Genomic DNA, 19,012 nt, shown 5'->3' with positions numbered 1-19,012 from the left:
GACATGGGTCCTCCCTCTACTTGTGAACTGGGGTAAAAATAGAGTGAACCGGGGTCTGGCCAAAAAGCGAATGCATATGTGTGTACATATGACGACAAGTGGGATATATTACCGAGTCGTATGAAAGAAGACGGTTCAATTCAGAAGTTTTGAAGTCCATAATACCATGCGATCAGTTAGGGAGAATTTGATAGTGTATACTGTGCTGGATATCGCCAAATTTCAAGCAGCTTTTTCACGATCCATTAAATGGTTGATCTGTTTTTCAGAGAGACAATCACGGCAGTATTAACGGTTTACTTTTGGCATACCTCCTTCAATCCTTGCCCCATTATCGCTGTATTACACCACTTATGCATTGGCTTTTGTTTCTCTCCCTTAGCATAGCCTAATTTTGATGAAGTTCAGTTGAGGGACGCTGTCTTTTTTTTCATTGATGTTTTCATGATTGACTAGTATTATTAGCGTAGGCGTTCCCGACAGAGCAATTTTAGTTCTAAGATAAAGGGAGGATCCCATAATGGTCAAGGTGCTGTGTATTGAGGAATGACACAGGACTGGGTCTCCTCCTTTTATTTTTTATGTCTGGAATCTTGCAGCATCTTAAAAAGGCTTTCTAGTTGACAATAAAATCATGAATATTCAAGAGGGTATTAAACATCCGTTTTTGGGAAAAAGAATAAGGCGAATAAGAAAAGAAGTATTTGCTCAAAGTCAGGTTGAATTCGCGGAAATGCTTAATGACTATTTGAAGTCCAGGGATATTGTAGACAAGCGCAATATGTTTACCCAAAATACCATCACCAAGATGGAAACAGAAAACAGTTTAACGGCCGGTAAACTGATCACATTGCTTAATTTTCTGTATGAGAAAAAGCAAATCAACCCTAGCTGGCTCCTCCTGGAGTTCAATAAAAGTCAACCACCCTACCTCAACAAATTGTCCGATGGAAAAAACTCGTCTGAGATACAGGCAGAAATCAAATCCTACCAAATGAAAATTGACCAGGGAATTGATAAAATATTGAATCTATACGGGTTGATCCTGTAACTTCCCTGGCACAGCTGTATTGATATTGGCACCAGAACCTTTTCCGTTAACGATCATCCTATTATCTCAAGGATATACCCTTAAAGGCTCCATTTATTGCCAACATCTTTTACCGGAAGACATCCGTTGTAATTTCCCGGGATGGGATCGTAGCTTAAAACACCCTCCCCTATTTCCCTGGAAGTAAAATATGCCCATATGGCGACGGCCTTCATAGACCGGTAAAAACCTACGGGTTCCTGATTGCCTATGGTAATACCCCAAATGCCGGGGTTAAACTTTCCGGAAGACTTTTCAGCGGCTTCTAAAACCTTGATTTTTTCGGACTCGTTCAGATCATTAAAGACACTGCCATGGTTTTTAAGGCAGTCTTCATTAAAGTCAGCAATAGCTTTTCGCATCGCTTCCTGATCCTGCTCCTCATAAGTTCGGGCTATAACCTTATCGATAAAAATATCCACTTTTACGTCCAGGGCGCCTGGAGTTTCGGTTCTTGGAAGGATCATATCTACAAGAGTCGAAATCGTTTTGGCCTCGTCCCGGGTAAAAAATTCAGGTTCCCAGTCCAGGCGTGTTTCCCGCTTACAGGATTGCAACAGGGATAAGAATGTAGGTAGGGTGACGGAGGCCCCTGCCAGTAATCCTGTATTTCTAATTGCGCTTCTTCTGTCCATACTTTCAGATGTTTCTTTTTTTCAATTCAGATACCGCATGGTTCGCAGCCCTGGCAGTGATCGCCATATAAGTTAATGAAGGATTTACGCAGGAAGAAGAGGTCATACAAGAGCCATCCGTGACGAACACATTCTTTGCCGCGTGGACCTGATTAAACCCATTGAGTACAGAGGTTTTGGGGTCTCGCCCCATTCTTGCAGTCCCCATTTCATGAACACCATATCCCGGCGGATGATCCTTGTCAAAACCAATAACATCCTTCAGGCCGGCTTTCTCAAGCATTTCTACCGCATCTTCCCGGATCTGACGGTTTAAAGCCTTTTCGTTTTCCTTGAATTCCGCATCTATGGATAAAGTAGGCTGCCCCCATTTATCCAGGACTTCACTGTTCAAACTTACCTGGTTCTCGTGATAGGGTAAACACTCTGCAAATCCAGTGATAAAGAACTCCCAGGGTCCGGGCTTTAAAATTTGATCCTTGAACTCACCACCAAAGGATTCAATATTTGCGGGATTCCCACCGCGATAACCCCCTCCCTGGTAACCAAATCCTCTTAAGAACTTATCAGAGCGGGTCGTTTCGTCTACATTCCAGTACCTGGGAATATAAATGCCATTGGGTCGCCTTCCCTTGTAATACTTGTCTTCAAAACCTTCAACCTTACCCAAAGCGCCAACCCGGTAGGTGTGGTCCATGAGATTATGACCCAATTCGCCACTGTCATTTCCAAAGCCGTTAGGAAAGCGATCGGAAGTGGAATTAAGCAGTATTTGGGTGCTACTTAAGGTAGAGGCATTGCAGAAGATGATCTTTGCTGAAAAAACAATGTCTTCGTTGGTTTCCGCATCAATTATGCGGACCCCGGTGGCCTTACCTTTGGTATCGTCATAGACTAGGGACTGAACAATGGAATACGGTCTGATGGTCAGATTTCCTGTAGCCTGTGCCGCAGGGAGTGTAACCGCATTACTACTGAAGTAAGCTCCGTAGGGGCATCCTCTGCTACATCGGTTTCTGTACTGGCATTGACCTCTTCCATTAAGTGGCTTGGTGAGATGTGCCACCCTGCCGATGATCATATGTCTGCCCGGAAAACTACCCTCAATCCTGCCTTTTACGTGCTTTTCCACGCAATTCAGTTCCATAGGCGGCAGGAAATGACTATCCGGTAATTGCGGAAGCCCAAGGGCTTCCCCGCTAATGCCGGCAAACTTTTCAACATAGGTATACCAGGGTGCCATGTCCTTGTAGCGAATGGGCCAGTCTACGCCTATCCCTTCTTTGGCATTAGCCTCAAAATCGAGGTCGCTCCAGCGATAGGTCTGCTTTCCCCAAAGCAAAGATCGACCACCCATATGATGACCCCGCAACCACAAAAAGGGTTTTACTTCGGTATAAGGGTTCGCTTCGTCATCCGCCCAAAAATGTTCCGTATCTGTGCCAATCCATCCGGAACGAATCGCTTTGTAGTGTTTCTTTTTCTGTTCAGGGGTTAACCCTCCGCGGAGTTCAGAATCCCAGGGATCCAGATTCATGGTAGGGTAATCCGTTACATGCTGTACGATCCGACCTCGTTCTAACACCAGGGTTTTAAGCCCTTTTTCGCATAATTCTTTAGCGGCCCAGCCCCCGCTTATACCAGATCCAATTACGATAGCATCATAGGTAGTTTGTGTCTGCGCATCAATATTGTAGTAAGCCATAGGAGAAAGTTACTTTCAAAAAATGGATGATGCCATTAAATTACAGAAATTAATTTTGCCCATCCTCCGGTGAATCAAATCAATCCTCAATAAATATGGACTTCAACAGGAATAATGGTTCGAGCCAGCTGTGTATACAGAAATACAACTATCAGGATTCAATAAAAAAAGAGAGCTTTTCTGATGGTATTAATCCATTTGGGCCTCTTACTTAAATATTTGGATCATAGGATAGAATTTTCTTACCTTTTAAGACAGTAAGCACCCTGAAGATATTTACAATTCTTCAGGGCTGATCCCCCTGCTTCATCAACTGACTTCTACACTACAAACTAAGGAATTACAGCATGGGAGAAAACTCAAAGAAAATTCGATTGGGCATATGTATGGCTGGCGCCGTATCCGCCGGAGCATATACAGCCGGGGTTGTGGATTATCTGATAGAGACACTGGAAAGATGGGAGCAGGCCAAGAAACGGATCAAAGAAAAAGAAAGACTTGATCAAAAGCTGACAGCAGAGGAAGAATTAATCCCACTTCACGATCTAGTAATTGAGGTATTGAGTGGTTCATCCGCCGGCGGAATGACCGCGGCGGTATTGTCTTATTCCTTCAATGACGGCAGCTATCTGACGCGTAGGAATGGGGAATTAATTTCGGAAAATTACGATTGCACAGAAAACAGGGATTCCCCTACCAAACTCTACGATTCCTGGATCAATATGGTGGACGAGGAAGGGTCTTCAACTTTTACCAAACTTATGCACCCGGAAGATGTAGTTACTTTCGGCCAAATGAAGTCTTTGCTCAATTCCCAGCCTATTGATGATATTGCGTCCAGGGCCATCCCGGATAAAATTGATTTTACCCCTCCAAAATATATTAGCGAGCACCTTAGTATACTGCTGTCCGTTACCAATCTTGAGGGTATTCCGGTTGACATTGATTTTACCAATATGGGGGACAACAACCCTACCCGTAATGTGCTAACCACTCATAGTGGCTTTATGCACTACAAATTCAAAGAAGAGGAGCATATAGATTTTGACTATCCTCCCCTACTCATCACAGACGACAGCAAGGATCGCCTTGCCCTTGCCGCTATGGCCACCGGGGCCTTTCCCTTTGGGCTAAGCAATCGTAAAATTGAGATAGAACGAAAGCATTTTGAAAAATTCAGGGCCCGTATGAAGGCAAAGAATATGAATGTGAATTTATCCTTACCGGATAACCACAACTACACTTTTACGGCTGTGGACGGCGGGGCCATCAACAATGAACCTATCAGTACCACTTTCAGATTGCTGGAAAAGAAAAGGAAAGCCCATCACGAAGAAGACAAGCACTATGTGATTTTAATAGACCCCTTCCCTACGATTACGAATGCCACCCGAATTGAAGATTACGAACATCCAGGTGATGAAGGCTATGCGTTGAAGGATCAGTTCTTTAAGTTAATCCAGGCGTTCCGCAATGAGTCTTCCTTTAAGCAGGAAGACCTGCATGAGAGGGTTGCCGGGGAAGAAAGGTACCTGATCGCCCCGTCAAAGAAAGGCTTCTACTTCCTCGCCTGCGGATTGATAGAGGGTTTTGGCGGTTTTATGAAAAAAGCGTTCCGGAAGCACGACTATCAATTAGGCCGAAAAAACTGCCAGGCTTTCCTGAGATATCACTTTGGTGAAGAACCTCAGCGCTTTGCAGACATTACTGGTGTCCGATTAACCGAAGCTCAGGAAGCGCAATGGCGATATGACGCAAACTATAGCCACAGGGGTATGGAAGATTACCATCCTCATTTTAAAATTCCCCTTATCCCGGACATGATCATGCTTCAAAAGACCAAGGCCAGCGATTTTAAAGACCTTAATAAAGAAAACCTTGCAGAACTACAAAAAGTACGAACAGAGATCGCTGAGCCCAAATACAATGGATTAACCACTCAGGAGTTATCAGAGATAACCCGCAATATTCAGGATAGGATAGACCAGATGGTAGCCCAAAGCTATCCGGACATAAAGAAAATGGCGAAAGGGGTGAATAAATGGTTGGGACGATTTGTCCGATGGTTTCCGCGTTTTGTCAAAAAGAAGATCAGCGGCTCGGTCTCAGGCAAGATAGAACCCTATCTGATGCGAACCTTTTCAGCCCTGACCCTGGAGCAAAAGGAATTGGTAAAAAATTACATCAAGGTCATTGAAAATGGAGGTAAGTATCAGAAGACAGCGGCTGTCGAAGCCATTGTTGCCAAGGGTGGGGAAAGGGTAGTTTCCTTTGTTGAGATCATTGATGAAAAAGAAGAAGCGATCGAGACGGCAGAGCGGGGAACTTTAAAAGAAGACTGGAGTATTGCGGAACCCGGGGAATACATCGTTACCAACGGTACCAAAAGACGTGAACAATACATCGTTACACCCGAAAATTTCAATAGAAAATACGTGAAAACCGGGGAAAACAGCTATCAACCCAATGAGAATGCACAAGTTTACGCCTTACAGATCTCCGAGGAGAATATCCGTAAGTTCAATCTAAAAGCCCTGGAAAACCTGATCTCCAGTCCTATGAACCCGGTTTACATTGAACCCAAATGGGAACTAAGTCAATCGCTATACCTGGACGATTACTTGGTGGTACCTGTTGAAAGCAGGGATGAGGTCTACTGTATTAAGAAGGATAGTTTTGAGGATACCTATTCCAAAATATCCATAGAATAATGCAGGATCACCATCAATACCAAACACTATTTCCTTTCAGAATCGCATGTTAAATGTTTAAAACCACTTATAAACTCCAACCATCATGAATACACTTAAACACTACCTGTTTTTATCACTAATTTCTGTATTCTTTCTCCTGGGCTGCGGCCCTGCAAAAATGAGCTCCACCTGGACCAAGGACGGGTATAAGGACCGTGCTTATGGGAAAGTAGCTGTTGTAGGGATGAGTAAAGACCTGGAATCCCGCAATCTGTTTGAAGGGGGCGCGGTTGCACTGCTCAAAGAGAACGGTATCAATGCCGTAGAAGGAATAAGCATGTTCCCTCCCGGGAGCGGAAAGAACTTAAAGGCGAAGGACTACATCAGAATTATCAAGGAGAACGAGTTGGATGGGGTGATCACCATGGCTTTGATAGACTCCAAGGAGTCCGAACGCTATCAGCCCGGAGAAACAGTGTACGTTCCGTCGTATTACAGGGTTGGCCGTTATATAGCAAGGGGATACAATGTCTATAGCACCCCTGGTTATTACCAGCCCACAAAGACCTACCTGATAGAAGCGGTTTTGTACGATGTAAAAGGGGAACTTTCCGAAGGAAAAGAGACCATGGTATGGACAGGCCAGTCCTCTCTGATGAACCCGTCCTCACTGGAATCAGCTTCCAAAAGTTTCACCAAACGACTGGTAAACCAGCTAATCGCAGATAATATTGTTTCTGCGAAGTAAAGGCGAGCTTCAGAATTTGTAGCGCATAGTTCCGATCTAAAGCAATAGTGTAATCAAAAACTAAAAAGGGGAATGGTTTTGCCATTCCCCTCTAAATTAATTCACCATTGATTTATCGCTATTTGGACAGTTCTTTCACCATTTGTTTTGAAAAATCATTTGAAGTTGTTCCCAGGGTTTCAGGGTTGTCAACCTCCGAGGTAATTATCGTCAGCAATTGCTGATCTTCCTCTTTGGTCAAATCGTAAACCAGGGTCTCTAATATGTATCTCTTGTTCTCAGAAGTTACAGTTTCAGTAGGACCACCATCCACGTAAATGGTACCAAACCCTCTATAAAAGCTTCTGTAATAGCCTCGTCTATGGTAATGCACTGGAAAGGTGTTTACCGTATAGGAGTTACCAGTAGTTACGGTCTTGGTGTATTCCTCAACGTCCCTGAGTACGGTAAGTACAACTACCTCATAACCCTGATCTAAAAGCGAATTGCCCAATTGCTTTAACTCCTCCGTATTGCCTTTCTTAACTGGCTTTAAATCCGGGAATTTGGTATAACTCTCCGTAGCGTTAAAGCCTTTACCGTTGAGTTCCGTCACCATATCTTTTTCAAATCGCTCCCTCACTGTGGGATTTTCCGTTTTACTAACCACCAGGATATCTTTGCTTTTGATATCTGTGGAATCCAGCTCCTGCCATCTGTCGGATACCTTTACTGTTGAACAACTAAATACTGTAACTGTTAGTAATACTGTTCCTAAAACTGTTTTTAAATTTCTCATTGTTTGTTGTTTTTGAAGTTATTAAATAAATAAAATTGTGTCCTCTTCCAGGTGTGCCATCAGCCTGTTTAGTATCTGCTGATGTGGTTGAATTCCGGTGATCTGATTTGTTCTCCCAATCCTGTTTATCACTATTGCTTTTCTAATTGATCTCATCTTATATTGGTTTTAATTTCTAGATCAAAAGTACTCAGAGGTCCCGCCAACATTGGGGTGATTTTAGGTGAAGCGGCCTAGATGGCACATGAAACAGCCGAATCTAAAAGTGAAGTGAATTCCTTAAAAGAGTAACGGGAACCGGAGGATTGCTTACAGCAAATTACTGGCTTGAAGTAATAAAAAAGGCTTTGCGTAAATGCAAAGCCTTTCACTCGAAAACGGATAAATGTTTACCAGCGTCTTTTGCGTTTTCTTTTGGTATCGTACTCATCGCGCTCGTTTCGGTCGTCTCTTCGTTCGCGACGGTCTTCACGACTCTCCCTGATGTCTTCGTTTAACTCTCGTTTGGTAGCCTCGACATCTTGCTCCAGGCTGGTTTTAAATTCTAAGAGTAGTGCTTTTTGAGCAACTGCCTTCTCCATATCAGCATCCTCAAAACTAAAGCTATACTCCTTGAGTTTTTCCAGTATGGACGCTTGTTTTTCGGCTCGATCTATCTGACCTTGAAAATCGCGGATATCATCTCGCCTATCCCTGCGATCATCCCTTGCATTAGCTTTGTCCCTGGCTAAATCCCTTTCGTCATCCCTTCTGTCATATCCGCCGTGGTCTGAATCTTCGCGGTCCTCCCTGATCTCTCTGCGTTCCGAACGCACTTCCGCCGAACTTTGGGCGATCTCTTTTCTGGCCTTTTTTGCCTTTTCGCCACTTTGCCCAACTTCTCGGATCATATCCTTTACAATATTGGCTTTTACCTCATTGGATCTTTCCGAATTCCTTGTCTCAAAAGCAGTATCCAGGACGGCGAGTTTAGCCTTAAAAGCTTCTAATTCCTTTATATCACGTTCTAGGTTTTTTTTCCCTTCTGCTATTTGTTTACTGTTCTGAATGGCTTCTTTCACATTCTGACCCTGCAGGTTAAAACAGAGGCTAAGTACGAAGATTGAAAGAATGTATTTGGGTCTCATGGCTAAATAAATTAGAGTTTGTGTTTTATTTTCTAACTGATGGAATTCTAAATTGAATTTCCTGGCACAAATTTAGTCCGGAACCAAGGGTATTTTAGAGGTTTTAATATGAATTGACCCATTTAAAATGTGAAACGTCTAAAACCGTTACTGAACTTTTATTGCTTTTGAAACTGAGAAAGCCCGATCTGCCCGTTCCTAAGAATTACGATTGGAATTGATTCCCCTTTGCTGTATTCTGAGATCTTTGATTTGATGAGGGATCTGGAATTTTTATCCTCAAACTTAATCCCGGCAACTTCCAAAATGATATCACCGCCAAGCAACAGATCTGTTCCGTTAATATTCGCAGGTATATATCCACCCCTAAGTCCTAACTGAGCAGCCGGACTGCGTGAAGATATAGATATGACCAGCAGGCCAGATTTTTGCGGGACATTGAGGACCATGCTCAATTCGGGATTCAATAGAAGCGTCTCCATACCGGTCCAGGGATTATCTGAACTTCCCATGAGATTCTTAAGCGCATTGGCCGGGGCTATAAAGCCTATGCCGTCAAACCCGCCAGAGGAGGTATATATGCTGCTGGCTATGCCGATCACCTCTCCTTTCATATTAAAAATCGGACCCCCTGAATTACCTGGATTGATTGCTGCATCAGTTTGCAGGAACTCGATCTGTTCAAAATCATTGCTAAGCTTGTCGCGTACATGTCTGCCGCTTAAAATGCCCCGGGTTAAAGACTGTCTGAAGCCATGTGGAGCGCCAATAACAAATACATCCTCCCCTATTGAAACCTTATCGGAATCCCCGAGCGTGGCAACTTTTTTGTCTTTGAGTAAAAACTCCCCGGAAACTTGAATGATAGCAGTATCGGCCAGCGGACTGGAAGCAATCACTTCGGCTGGATAGCTGTCACCGTCCAGAAACTCTACCGAAATGTTCTCAGCTGATTGGATGACGTGAGCGGCGGTCCAAATTAATCCGGTTTCGCTCACCAGCACTCCTGATCCCTGAGTGGCCGCCAGGGTCAATTGAAAAGAGTCTCCTTCCCCATCCGGGGCAACACTTTCCACGTTGATAACCACCACAGATGAACTTACTTTTTTATAAAGTTGAGACAAATTCTGTGAAAACGCCGGAAAGGCTGATAGGACAAAAACTAAAACGAGGAATTTTTTCATGATAGGATAGTAGTAAAGATTTTTAGGTATTGATTTGAATATATTGGATGTGCTATATAATTATTACTAGTTCTAAAAATTGAGGATTAACTGTTTACCCAGGCTTTGAACTCCGTGGCCTTGGCCTTACTAATCACAATACGCTCTTTGGCAGGTGGATTGGTCTGGAGTATAAGTTTACCGTTGAAGTAATATTTTAAATTCGCAATAGCATCTTTTTGTACGATATACTGCCTATTGACCCTTTTAAAAAACTGCGGATCGAGTTCTGTTTCTATATCTTCCAGTTTTTTCTCAATGACATAAGGTTTGTTCTGATAAGTAACCGCTTTTACGAGTCCGGTATCGATATAAAAAAACGCGATATCCTTGGTTTTTACAGGTACCATTTCGTCCTTTTGATGAACCAAATAGGTAGTTTTATAATTGTTATTTTGATTCTGCATCAAACCTAATATGGCATTGAGCTGGCCATCATTTATGGCAGGACTCTTTCCTGTCTGCCTGAATTTGTTCAATGCGGCTTCCAGTTCTTCTTCAATTACAGGTTTTAACAGATAATCAATGCTGTTGACTTTAAAAGCCTTGAGGGCGTATTGATCATAAGCTGTGGTAAATATGATAGGAGCCTCAATAGAAACCTGTTCAAAGATCTCAAAGGAAATTCCGTCGGCTAAATGAATATCCATAAACACCAATTCGGCTTCGGTCCCAGACTTAAAATAGGCTACTGAAGTATCCACTGCATCCAGAACCTTCAGCACTTCCACATTGGGCTCCAGTTGCTTCAATAGATAGGTCAGGTTTTCACTGGCCGTGACTTCGTCTTCAACTATTACTACTTTCATTTGCTTCAATTATGGGTAGTTCTACAATAAAGTTTCCCTCTTTTTGTCTTATGGAAATGTTTTTGCCAGTCAGTAAATTGTATCGCTTGTCCAGATTAGAAAGGCCAATACCACTGCTCCTACTCAGAGATTTTCGCAATCTGATCTTGTTTTCCACGATCAGAGCCTTGTTAGTGGAATACAATTTGATTTCCAAAGGATGCTTCTCCGATATTTCATTGTGCTTCACGGCATTTTCAACTAATAACTGCAGCGCTAAGGGAGGGATCTGTTTTGTGCCAAATGAGGATTCAATATTCAATGCAAATTTTAGCTTATTACCGTATCTAACTTCTATCAAATCCATATAGCTCTTCAAAAATCGCAATTCTTCATCAACTGTTACCAGATCAAGTTCGCCGCTCTGAAGAATATACCTGTACAGGAATGAAAGATTTTTGACAAATACAGATGCCTTCTTGTTTTCCCTAACCAGGGCACTTAAGGAGTTTAGTGAGTTGAACAAAAAATGAGGGTTTACCTGGTTTTTTAATGCAGAAAGTTCCTTTTGCAGATTCTGTTGCTTCAATTCGGCATTCTCCAGGATCTTGTCGTGCCTTGCCTTTTGCAGGCTGATAATGCTGGATACAAAAACGAGTATTACCGCAAGGGCGAAAAAGACGAACTCTATGTATTTGGGCACCACTTCTCCGGTATCCGTTTCTACGATGGCGGCATGTAAAAATCTGAAAACTGCGGAAGCGGCAAATATCAGAGCCACATTCAAAACATAAGTGACGGCGATTTTATAAATTCTAGCTAAGCGGGGGAAAAACCGCTGCCCGTTCACATTTAGTTCCAGGATCAACCAGGAAAATGCGAAAAAGACTATAATTCTAAGGATCAGATCCGATAAGGAAGCGCCGGAAAAAAAGTCTGATCCAAAGTCGAGCACGTTCAAATAGCCGACGAACCTTGGGAGTACCACCAGAAAAGTAACGAGCAGGGAAACTTTGACCAGATGGAGGGTCCTAACTCCGGAACGTGGGCTCATAGGTATGGATATTTGACTAAATATAGGCATAGTTTATCAGGTTTTAGATGCAGCCAAAGCCTTTAATTGATCTTTAAAGGCTTAAACCCTGCTATTCCCGTTTCTACTCGTAAGCGCCCTGCTGACAAGTATTAGTCCAGAGTAACTTCTTCTTCTACTTCCAAATATTCGATTTCATCAAGAGTTAGTTCAATCACTTCTTCTTGCTGGATCAGTTGACTAAAGTCAATCTCGAGTTCTGCCTCAATGATCTCCTCCGGAACATCCAATCGGATCTCTTCATCTTCCTCCAGATATTCAATTTCGTCCAGTGATAAATGGACCACTTCCTCCATACAAAACAGCTCATCGAAATTGATATCCAAGTCCGGATTAAAGATCTCATCTTCCGGGTCGGTCATCTGTATTACACTGGCTTGCCTTTCCGTTTCCAAAGTATTGATGTTGAATTTCTCTTTGTTACCAATAAACATTAGAGAGCTAATAATTGTACCTGAGATAAAAATTGTGCTAAGAGTTTTCATAATATTTGATTTAATTGTTTTTAATATCTTGGACAAAACTAGCTGAGGCACATGGGTAAAGAGTGGGATTTTCAACTGAAACAGCTAAATGGCCAGGTGAAACGACCTTGATGCTAAGTGAAGTATCTCCCATTCCCCTGGGGAAATCAATTGAGATATGGGATCTAGGGATTTATGGAGATCCGAGCCCGTCTTATTGCAAATTAATTGCTGATTAAAGGGCATTTGCTCTGCGGCTTTTTCCCCCGCAACAACTGGGTTAAAAAAGCGAAATTCTGTGAGACAATTCATGCTGACAGTTATTCCCGAAGCAGTCGTTAAATGAGGTTTTACTGAAAAAGAATTATCTTAAGACGTGATTTAGTTAATTATTTCGGTTTGAAGTACATTTCTTTCTGTTTCTTTCTGCTGACCTTCGGCCTCATCTCCCAGGAACTTCCGCCCATACAGAATTTTTATCCCAATGACTATCACGGGGAAAACCAGAACTGGGCCATTTCGCAGTCCGCGGAAAAACTGATCTATGTGGCTAACAGCAAGGGCCTGTTAGAGTACAACGGGGCCAGCTGGAAGCTTTATCCCTCCCCTAACGAAACCATCATGCGTTCCGTAAAAGTAGTGGGAGACCGTATTTATACCGGCTGCTTTATGGAATTTGGCTACTGGCAAAAAACCGTTTGGGGCACCCTGGAATACACCTCGCTTTCAAGGGACATCAATGTAGCTCTTATAGAGGACGAAGAGTTTTGGACCATCATCAATGTGGAGGATTACGTGGTCTTTCAATCCTTAAGACGTATCTATATCTACAACGTAAACAATGGTAATGTAAACACTGTAGATACAAAGAATTCCATTACCAAAATGTACCAGCTGGATGGGAGCATCTATTTCCAAAGAATGGGAAAGGGCATATTCAAAATTGAGTCGGGCAAGGACTTTTTGATTTTCGAGGATGATATTGTAAAAGATGATGAAGTCCTTCAGGTATTTGGAAGTGCTGCCAACCCGCTGATCCTGACCAGGAACAATGGGTTCTATAGTTTGGAGAACAACACTTTAGTTGCAGCGGCAGGATTTCCGAATGAGTATCTATCCAACATTAGTCTGTATACAGGTTTGCAACTTAAAGACAGCAGTTTTATGCTGGGATCCATTTCAGAAGGTTTGCTGTATCTGGCCGAAAACGGAGAACTTCGCTATCAGATAGATCAGGACAAAGGATTATCTAACAATACCGTATTGTCTCTGTTTGAGGATATGGATAGCAATATATGGCTAGGTCTGGATCACGGAATAAGCTATATCAACATAGATTCTCCTTACAAAGTTTTTAACGATACTAAAGGAATTCTCGGTAGTGTATACGCTTCGGCCATTTACAATGGAAATTTGTATCTGGGAACGAATCAAGGACTTTACTACAAGGCCCTGGACAGCACAAAAGGCTTTCGTTTTATCCGAGGCACTCAAGGCCAGGTATGGTGCCTGGAGGAGATTGGTCACACCTTATTTTGTGGACATAACTCCGGCACTTTTGAGGTCAGTGGAAATCGAGCCAACAAAATATCCAACATTCAGGGTACCTGGAAAATTGCAGAGCTCAGCGGCAAGCCAGACCTCCTACTTCAGGGAAATTACGACGGCTTATACGTTTTGGAAAAGTCCAACAACTCATGGAGACTTAAAAACAAGATCGGCGGCTTTAACAACTCATCCAAGTATTTTGAAACCCTGGACAACCACATTTTTGTAAGTCATGAATACAACGGAGTATTTAAGTTGGAGGTGGATGAAGCCTTCTTCCAGGTAAAAAGCGTTACCATAGATACAATGATCAAAGGATCGAACTCAGGGATTGGCAAATACCAGGGGGACGTTTTATATGCCTACAAAGAGGGAATTCTGAAATACGATGAGTCAAGTGGGGGATTTTCCAGAGACAGTCTTCTCAGCCTGATATACACCCCGGATGAATACGAATCCGGCAAATTGCTTGTGGATGATGAAGACAACAAGCTCTGGATCTTTAATAAATCGAACATCAGTTTTAGTGCCCCAGTGGGCCTGACAAACACTTCCCGGGTTAAAAACATTCCGCTTACCAAAGAAGAGCGGGATGGGATCCTCGGATATGAAAATATCAGTAAACTCAATGATAACGGCCTTTACCTACTGGGAAAAACTTCCGGATACATCACTTTTGACATTAACAATACGGAAACCAGTGACTTTGAACTGAGCCTTAGTACGATAGAAACCGGGGGCATTACCACGGACATAAGGCTACTGGATACAAGGACAAAAGGAGATTTTGACAGCGATGAAAACGACTTCAGGTTTACGTTTTATGCCCCGGAATACAACAAATACTTAAGCACGCAATATCAATACCGCCTAAAAGGAATGGACGATAGCTGGAGTGACTGGTCCGAACAGGCTGAAGTGATCTATGAAAATCTCCCCTTTGGGGACTATGTCTTTGAGGTCAGGGCCAAAATTGGAAATACCATCTCCCAGAACACTCCATCCTATACCTTTAAGATTGCCAAACCCTGGTATTTTTCCAATGCGCTGGTTGTTTTGTATATAGTGGGCGTTCTGTTATTCTCTGTTTTTATGCACAACGTTTACAAGCAGTATTACAAAAAGCAGCGGCTGAAACTGATAGAAAAGAATCGCCAGGAGCTGGAACTGGCTCAGGTACAGAACGAAAGAGAGATCATTCGCATTAAAAATGAACAACTGGAGCAGGAAAATAAAAGCAAAAGCAAAGAATTGGCAGCTTCTACCATGAGTATCATCAAGAAGAATGAATTGCTGACCATGATAAAGGAGGAGCTGAATATTATTGAGGATAAGGAATTGGTAAAACCCGTTATAAAGGTCATTGACAAAAGTCTGCGGCAAAATGACGACTGGGAGTTGTTCCAGGAGGCATTTAACAACGCGGATAGCGAGTTTTTAAAAAATGTCAAACGCTTGCACCCCGATCTATCTCCAAATGACCTTAAGCTATGTGCTTATCTGCGTCTGAATCTCTCTTCAAAAGAAATCGCCCAACTATTACATATCTCTCCAAGAAGTGTTGAAATTAAGCGCTACAGACTGCGCAAAAAATTGGATTTAAAGCACGAAGACAATCTGGTTAATTACATTTTGGGACTGTAAGTAACTCAACATCTCCTTTAAGCACCACAACATAGCTAATAAATACCTTTACATTACCTATACAAAGCCTTCTTTTCTGCCCTTTCTACAAATACAAAACCATTTTTTAACATTTATTTAAAACATTAGTCATACTGGTCTTTTTAGAGGATCACGACTGTGAAATTCCTATAAATATCCCCTGTTTTTTAGCATGTATATTTTTTGTAGGGGTGAATATTATGGTATCCGCAATTTTTGAACATAAGTTTAGAAAATCAAAAAATACTGTATGGATTCACTTCTGAAAAAACTAATCAAACTAAGCTGTTATTTGTTTACAACAGCAGCCCTGGCACAGAGCAGCCAGGTAGCGGTTGTAAACGATGCAGAGGGGTCGAAACTGACCGTTGACGGCGAAAGCTTTATGATGAACGGTATGAACTGGGATTACATCCCGATTGGAACCAATACCGTAAACGCACAATTCTGGGAAAAATCTGATGATATCATTAAAGCGGGGCTGGATACTGAAATGTCACTGCTAAAAAATATGGGAGTAAACGTTATACGCCAGTATACAGGAGTTCCCGCCAGATGGATTCAGTACATCTATGAAAACTACGGGATCTATACCATGCTCAACCACTCATTTGGTCGATATGGATTAACCCTGAACGGAGTCTGGACACCTGTAACCATTTACGACGATCCGGTAACTGAAGAATTCCTGATGTCTGAAATGAAGGCATTGGTTGAAGGTTACAAGGACACCCCCGGGCTTTTGCTCTATCTACTGGGGAACGAAAACAACTACGGACTATTCTGGGCAGGAGCGGAAACGGAAGATTTCCCGGATGACGAGGGAAGAATCGAATTCATTGGAGAAAGCAGAGGGCGGCCCATGTACCGGCTCATGAACGAAGCTGCAAAAATGATGAAGTCCATGGATCCTTCTCACCCTGTTGCCATTTGTAACGGGGACGTACTGTTTATAGATATCGTAGCCGAAGAATGCAAAGACGTGGATATCTACGGAACCAACACCTATCGCGGGCTTTCTTTTGGGGACATGTTCCAGGTGGTTAAAGACAAGCTCAACAAGCCGGTAATGTTTACCGAATTCGGAGCAGATGCCTTTAATGCCATTGAAAACAAAGAAGATCAATTTTCTCAGGCCTACTATATGGTGGGTAACTGGAAGGAAATTTATGAAAACGCCTCAGGTCTGGGGAAAGTAGGGAATTCCGTTGGTGGATTCACTTTTCAATTCAGTGATGGCTGGTGGAAGTATGGTTTCGACGACAGAAAAAATGCAGACGTACATGATAACAATGCTTCCTGGTCTAACGGTGGATATGCCAGAGACCTGGCACGTCCGGGGGCAAACAATATGAACGAGGAATGGTTCGGGATCTGTGCCAAAGGAGCAACCAATCCCAGGGGGCTTTACGATCTCTATCCAAGGGCGGCATATTATGCCCTAAAAGAGGCGCACCAGCTAAATCCTTATGCGGAGGGTGTTGATCTGGATTTTGTAACAAATCACTTCAATAATATCGAATTGATGGATGCGGTGCTCAAGGCACGCGGAGACAAAGCGGCGTTGAATGGTGAACAAAGCAATTTACTTCGTATAAGCAACCTCAGAGCCAAGCTGGCTACTTACAGCACTGGTGGTAGCCTGATCACCACACCGGATGATGCGGACCCTGATGATCCGAACACCTTCCCAAACGAATTGGGTTTTGATCATATGCAATCTTACTTTATTGGAGTGGAAGGCAATCCGGCACCGAATATGAAAGCCGAGGTAAACGTCAATATTGTGGGTAATGTTGCGCAAAACCCCATCAATGAGATCTTTTATGAGAATAACTCCCGCCCGCTAGAAGTGAATACGGATCAGGGGAATGTATTGGTACAGGATGTCAATAGAATAAGGGTTTACAATGCCTCTTATGAGTGGAACGCCAAACATTTTGATCTTAGAGGGTTTTACAGAACCGGGCACTACCACTGGGGATACGAAGGCGACTTCTTCGGCCTGTATCCCGAAGCCAACTACGGCCCAAACCTGGATATCTACAATGGTGAAATACTGGGTGCTGAAGTGGATGGCAAAGGGGCCCTCAAAGGCCTTAAGGCGGCAGTTGGTCCTCAATTATGGTGGGGAGCAAACCCGACAATGTTATTCAAATACGAGAAGCATATTGCAAAATTTGATGTTACCGCTATTTATCAAAGAGACTTTGAGACAGATATAAATTTTGACGAAAACGGACAACGTATTCTGGATGTGGATCAGTTGCGTTCCGGGGTTATCCCGCCCTGGCCCACAGAAAGAGCAACTCTATATTTAGAGCGGGAATTTGGAAAATTCGGTATTGGCCTGGGTGGTATTTGGGCAGGAAGCCCTTTGAATGGGATCTCTTTCCAGGATGTTAGAGGTACCCCCGGAAATTATGTGGTCTTTGAAGACAAGATACAATCCAGTGATAACTGGGGAGGTAAGATCAAACTTACCTACGAAGGTGGCAAATTCAATTGGTACGGCCAGGCTGCGGCTATGGGTCTGATTGCCAATGGAGGTGCAGACCAAACCCTGACCTTTACCGGCTGGAAACTAAGAGATACCGGAAGCGGTAACCAGGTGAATATACTATCCGGGTTTACTTTCGCAACAGGCAAGTTTCAAATCGCACCAAACTTTTTGTGGCAAAAGCCAATAGTTGAGGCGATGCCCCTGGATGTTCAGGCACCGGGACGCCTGAGGAACATTATTGATGATCCCTTTTCCGTACGTGCGAACCGTGAAACTACGGCGGGTGAATTACTGATCACGTTTGACCCCACCCCGGGCACCTGGATGTACGAATGGGATAATGACCGATCAGAAGACGCCAAGTTCGCGATGAACCTGGGCTTTGTATATCGTCATCACCCAACCAATATGGATGCGCATATCGGATTCCTGGCAGACCGTACTCAATTTTCCTTCCCTACTTCGGTTCCTGTTGAAGACCTTTGGGAGATCCATTCCAGGATGGTTTCTAAACTCAACCCTGATTTAGGCCTTATTGGAAATTTCTACTATGGTAAGGCACAGGCTAATGGTGATAGCGACAGGCTGGTCAGAAGATTCGGAGGTGACATTCGTGGCATATACAAGAATTATAAACTGGGAGCTCATGTAAAAGTGAACGATTGGGGTCCATACGATTACCACAGGGATTTCAACCTTACTTTTCCGCTGCAGCTGATGCTGGATCTCTCCACCACCCTGGGTAAACCAGACTGGTTCATCTTGCCCAGCACGCAAATTGGTATTCGTGGAATATGGAGATCTCTGAATGAGTTCTCCCCCAGATACGCACCGACGGCGGTACCACCTAATACCTTTCCTCCTGAGCCTCTGATAAGTCCGGTTGGATTTGACAATGGTAACGAATGGGAAATCATGACATATATACATATCAACATCGGGAAATAAAAGA

Annotated in this window: 14 protein-coding genes; 5 read left to right on the top strand and 9 right to left on the bottom strand. The window is 43.1% G+C overall.

Going from position 1 to position 19,012, the window contains the following annotated elements; genetic code table 11:
* The first annotated feature begins 634 nt into the window (after window positions 1-634).
* Window positions 635-1,051: a hypothetical protein gene (locus GTQ38_RS05720; protein ID WP_161434513.1), complete on the top strand. Its 417-nt coding sequence runs from the start codon at window positions 635-637 to the stop codon at window positions 1,049-1,051.
* 80 nt (window positions 1,052-1,131) lie between these two features.
* Here the strand turns inward: GTQ38_RS05720 and GTQ38_RS05715 are convergent, their stop codons facing one another.
* Together GTQ38_RS05715 and GTQ38_RS05710 are read right to left on the bottom strand one after the other, a co-directional pair.
* Window positions 1,132-1,725, bottom strand: coding sequence for a gluconate 2-dehydrogenase subunit 3 family protein (locus GTQ38_RS05715; RefSeq protein ID WP_161434512.1), 594 nt, complete (start codon window positions 1,723-1,725; stop codon window positions 1,132-1,134).
* A gap of 4 nt (window positions 1,726-1,729) precedes the next feature.
* A complete protein-coding gene (locus tag GTQ38_RS05710; protein ID WP_161434511.1) occupies window positions 1,730-3,430 on the bottom strand; it encodes a GMC oxidoreductase in 1,701 nt (566 codons plus the stop codon).
* Window positions 3,431-3,777: 347 nt separating this feature from the next.
* On the opposite strand from GTQ38_RS05710, the gene GTQ38_RS05705 reads away from it, so the two are divergent.
* Window positions 3,778-6,141 carry a patatin-like phospholipase family protein gene (locus GTQ38_RS05705; RefSeq protein WP_161434510.1) on the top strand — a complete coding sequence of 788 codons (2,364 nt, stop codon included), beginning with the start codon at window positions 3,778-3,780 and terminating at the stop codon, window positions 6,139-6,141.
* An 85-nt stretch (window positions 6,142-6,226) separates the two neighbouring features.
* A complete protein-coding gene (locus GTQ38_RS05700) occupies window positions 6,227-6,871 on the top strand; it encodes a hypothetical protein (RefSeq protein ID WP_161434509.1) in 645 nt (214 codons plus the stop codon).
* A 118-nt stretch (window positions 6,872-6,989) separates the two neighbouring features.
* Here the strand turns inward: GTQ38_RS05700 and GTQ38_RS05695 are convergent, their stop codons facing one another.
* From GTQ38_RS05695 to GTQ38_RS05670, 7 genes are all read right to left on the bottom strand, one after another.
* Complete coding sequence (locus tag GTQ38_RS05695; protein WP_161434508.1) at window positions 6,990-7,649, bottom strand: hypothetical protein; 660 nt, start codon at window positions 7,647-7,649, stop codon at window positions 6,990-6,992.
* Between the two features lie 21 nt (window positions 7,650-7,670).
* A complete protein-coding gene (locus GTQ38_RS21100) occupies window positions 7,671-7,805 on the bottom strand; it encodes a hypothetical protein (RefSeq protein ID WP_262886116.1) in 135 nt (44 codons plus the stop codon).
* 233 nt (window positions 7,806-8,038) lie between these two features.
* A complete protein-coding gene (locus GTQ38_RS05690) occupies window positions 8,039-8,776 on the bottom strand; it encodes a hypothetical protein (RefSeq protein ID WP_161434507.1) in 738 nt (245 codons plus the stop codon).
* Between the two features lie 158 nt (window positions 8,777-8,934).
* Window positions 8,935-9,960, bottom strand: a complete 1,026-nt coding sequence (locus GTQ38_RS05685; RefSeq protein WP_161434506.1) for a S1C family serine protease — start codon at window positions 9,958-9,960, stop codon at window positions 8,935-8,937.
* Window positions 9,961-10,046: 86 nt separating this feature from the next.
* Entirely contained in the window at window positions 10,047-10,808 is a 762-nt protein-coding gene (locus GTQ38_RS05680; protein ID WP_161434505.1) for a LytR/AlgR family response regulator transcription factor, read from the bottom strand.
* Window positions 10,789-11,841, bottom strand: coding sequence for a sensor histidine kinase (locus GTQ38_RS05675; protein WP_161434504.1), 1,053 nt, complete (start codon window positions 11,839-11,841; stop codon window positions 10,789-10,791). Before GTQ38_RS05675 ends, GTQ38_RS05680 begins: the two co-directional genes overlap by 20 nt.
* Window positions 11,842-11,972: 131 nt before the next feature.
* On the bottom strand, window positions 11,973-12,365 hold the full coding sequence (locus GTQ38_RS05670; RefSeq protein ID WP_161434503.1) for a hypothetical protein: 393 nt from the start codon (window positions 12,363-12,365) through the stop codon (window positions 11,973-11,975).
* A gap of 378 nt (window positions 12,366-12,743) precedes the next feature.
* On the opposite strand from GTQ38_RS05670, the gene GTQ38_RS05665 reads away from it, so the two are divergent.
* Together GTQ38_RS05665 and GTQ38_RS05660 are read left to right on the top strand one after the other, a co-directional pair.
* Window positions 12,744-15,536, top strand: a complete 2,793-nt coding sequence (locus tag GTQ38_RS05665; RefSeq protein ID WP_161434502.1) for a helix-turn-helix and ligand-binding sensor domain-containing protein — start codon at window positions 12,744-12,746, stop codon at window positions 15,534-15,536.
* A gap of 271 nt (window positions 15,537-15,807) precedes the next feature.
* On the top strand, window positions 15,808-19,008 hold the full coding sequence (locus GTQ38_RS05660; protein WP_238857807.1) for a glycoside hydrolase family 2 TIM barrel-domain containing protein: 3,201 nt from the start codon (window positions 15,808-15,810) through the stop codon (window positions 19,006-19,008).
* The last annotated feature ends 4 nt before the right edge of the window (window positions 19,009-19,012 follow it).

The organism is Poritiphilus flavus, assembly GCF_009901585.1.
In the GTDB taxonomy this organism is placed as follows: Bacteria; Bacteroidota; Bacteroidia; order Flavobacteriales; family Flavobacteriaceae; genus Poritiphilus; species Poritiphilus flavus.
The sequence above is the reverse complement of the archived record's forward strand: the minus strand, read 5'-3'. Positions and strand labels throughout refer to the sequence as shown.

Bases quoted from the DNA above. Each gene is read 5' to 3' on its own strand.
- GTQ38_RS05720 (WP_161434513.1), top strand. From the start codon at position 635: ATGAATATTCAAGAGGGTATTAAACATCCGTTTTTGGGAAAAAGAATA.
- GTQ38_RS05715 (WP_161434512.1), bottom strand. From the start codon at position 1,725: ATGGACAGAAGAAGCGCAATTAGAAATACAGGATTACTGGCAGGGGCC.
- GTQ38_RS05710 (WP_161434511.1), bottom strand. From the start codon at position 3,430: ATGGCTTACTACAATATTGATGCGCAGACACAAACTACCTATGATGCT.
- GTQ38_RS05705 (WP_161434510.1), top strand. From the start codon at position 3,778: ATGGGAGAAAACTCAAAGAAAATTCGATTGGGCATATGTATGGCTGGC.
- GTQ38_RS05700 (WP_161434509.1), top strand. From the start codon at position 6,227: ATGAATACACTTAAACACTACCTGTTTTTATCACTAATTTCTGTATTC.
- GTQ38_RS05695 (WP_161434508.1), bottom strand. From the start codon at position 7,649: ATGAGAAATTTAAAAACAGTTTTAGGAACAGTATTACTAACAGTTACA.
- GTQ38_RS21100 (WP_262886116.1), bottom strand. From the start codon at position 7,805: ATGAGATCAATTAGAAAAGCAATAGTGATAAACAGGATTGGGAGAACA.
- GTQ38_RS05690 (WP_161434507.1), bottom strand. From the start codon at position 8,776: ATGAGACCCAAATACATTCTTTCAATCTTCGTACTTAGCCTCTGTTTT.
- GTQ38_RS05685 (WP_161434506.1), bottom strand. From the start codon at position 9,960: ATGAAAAAATTCCTCGTTTTAGTTTTTGTCCTATCAGCCTTTCCGGCG.
- GTQ38_RS05680 (WP_161434505.1), bottom strand. From the start codon at position 10,808: ATGAAAGTAGTAATAGTTGAAGACGAAGTCACGGCCAGTGAAAACCTG.
- GTQ38_RS05675 (WP_161434504.1), bottom strand. From the start codon at position 11,841: ATGAGCCCACGTTCCGGAGTTAGGACCCTCCATCTGGTCAAAGTTTCC.
- GTQ38_RS05670 (WP_161434503.1), bottom strand. From the start codon at position 12,365: ATGAAAACTCTTAGCACAATTTTTATCTCAGGTACAATTATTAGCTCT.
- GTQ38_RS05660 (WP_238857807.1), top strand. From the start codon at position 15,808: ATGGATTCACTTCTGAAAAAACTAATCAAACTAAGCTGTTATTTGTTT.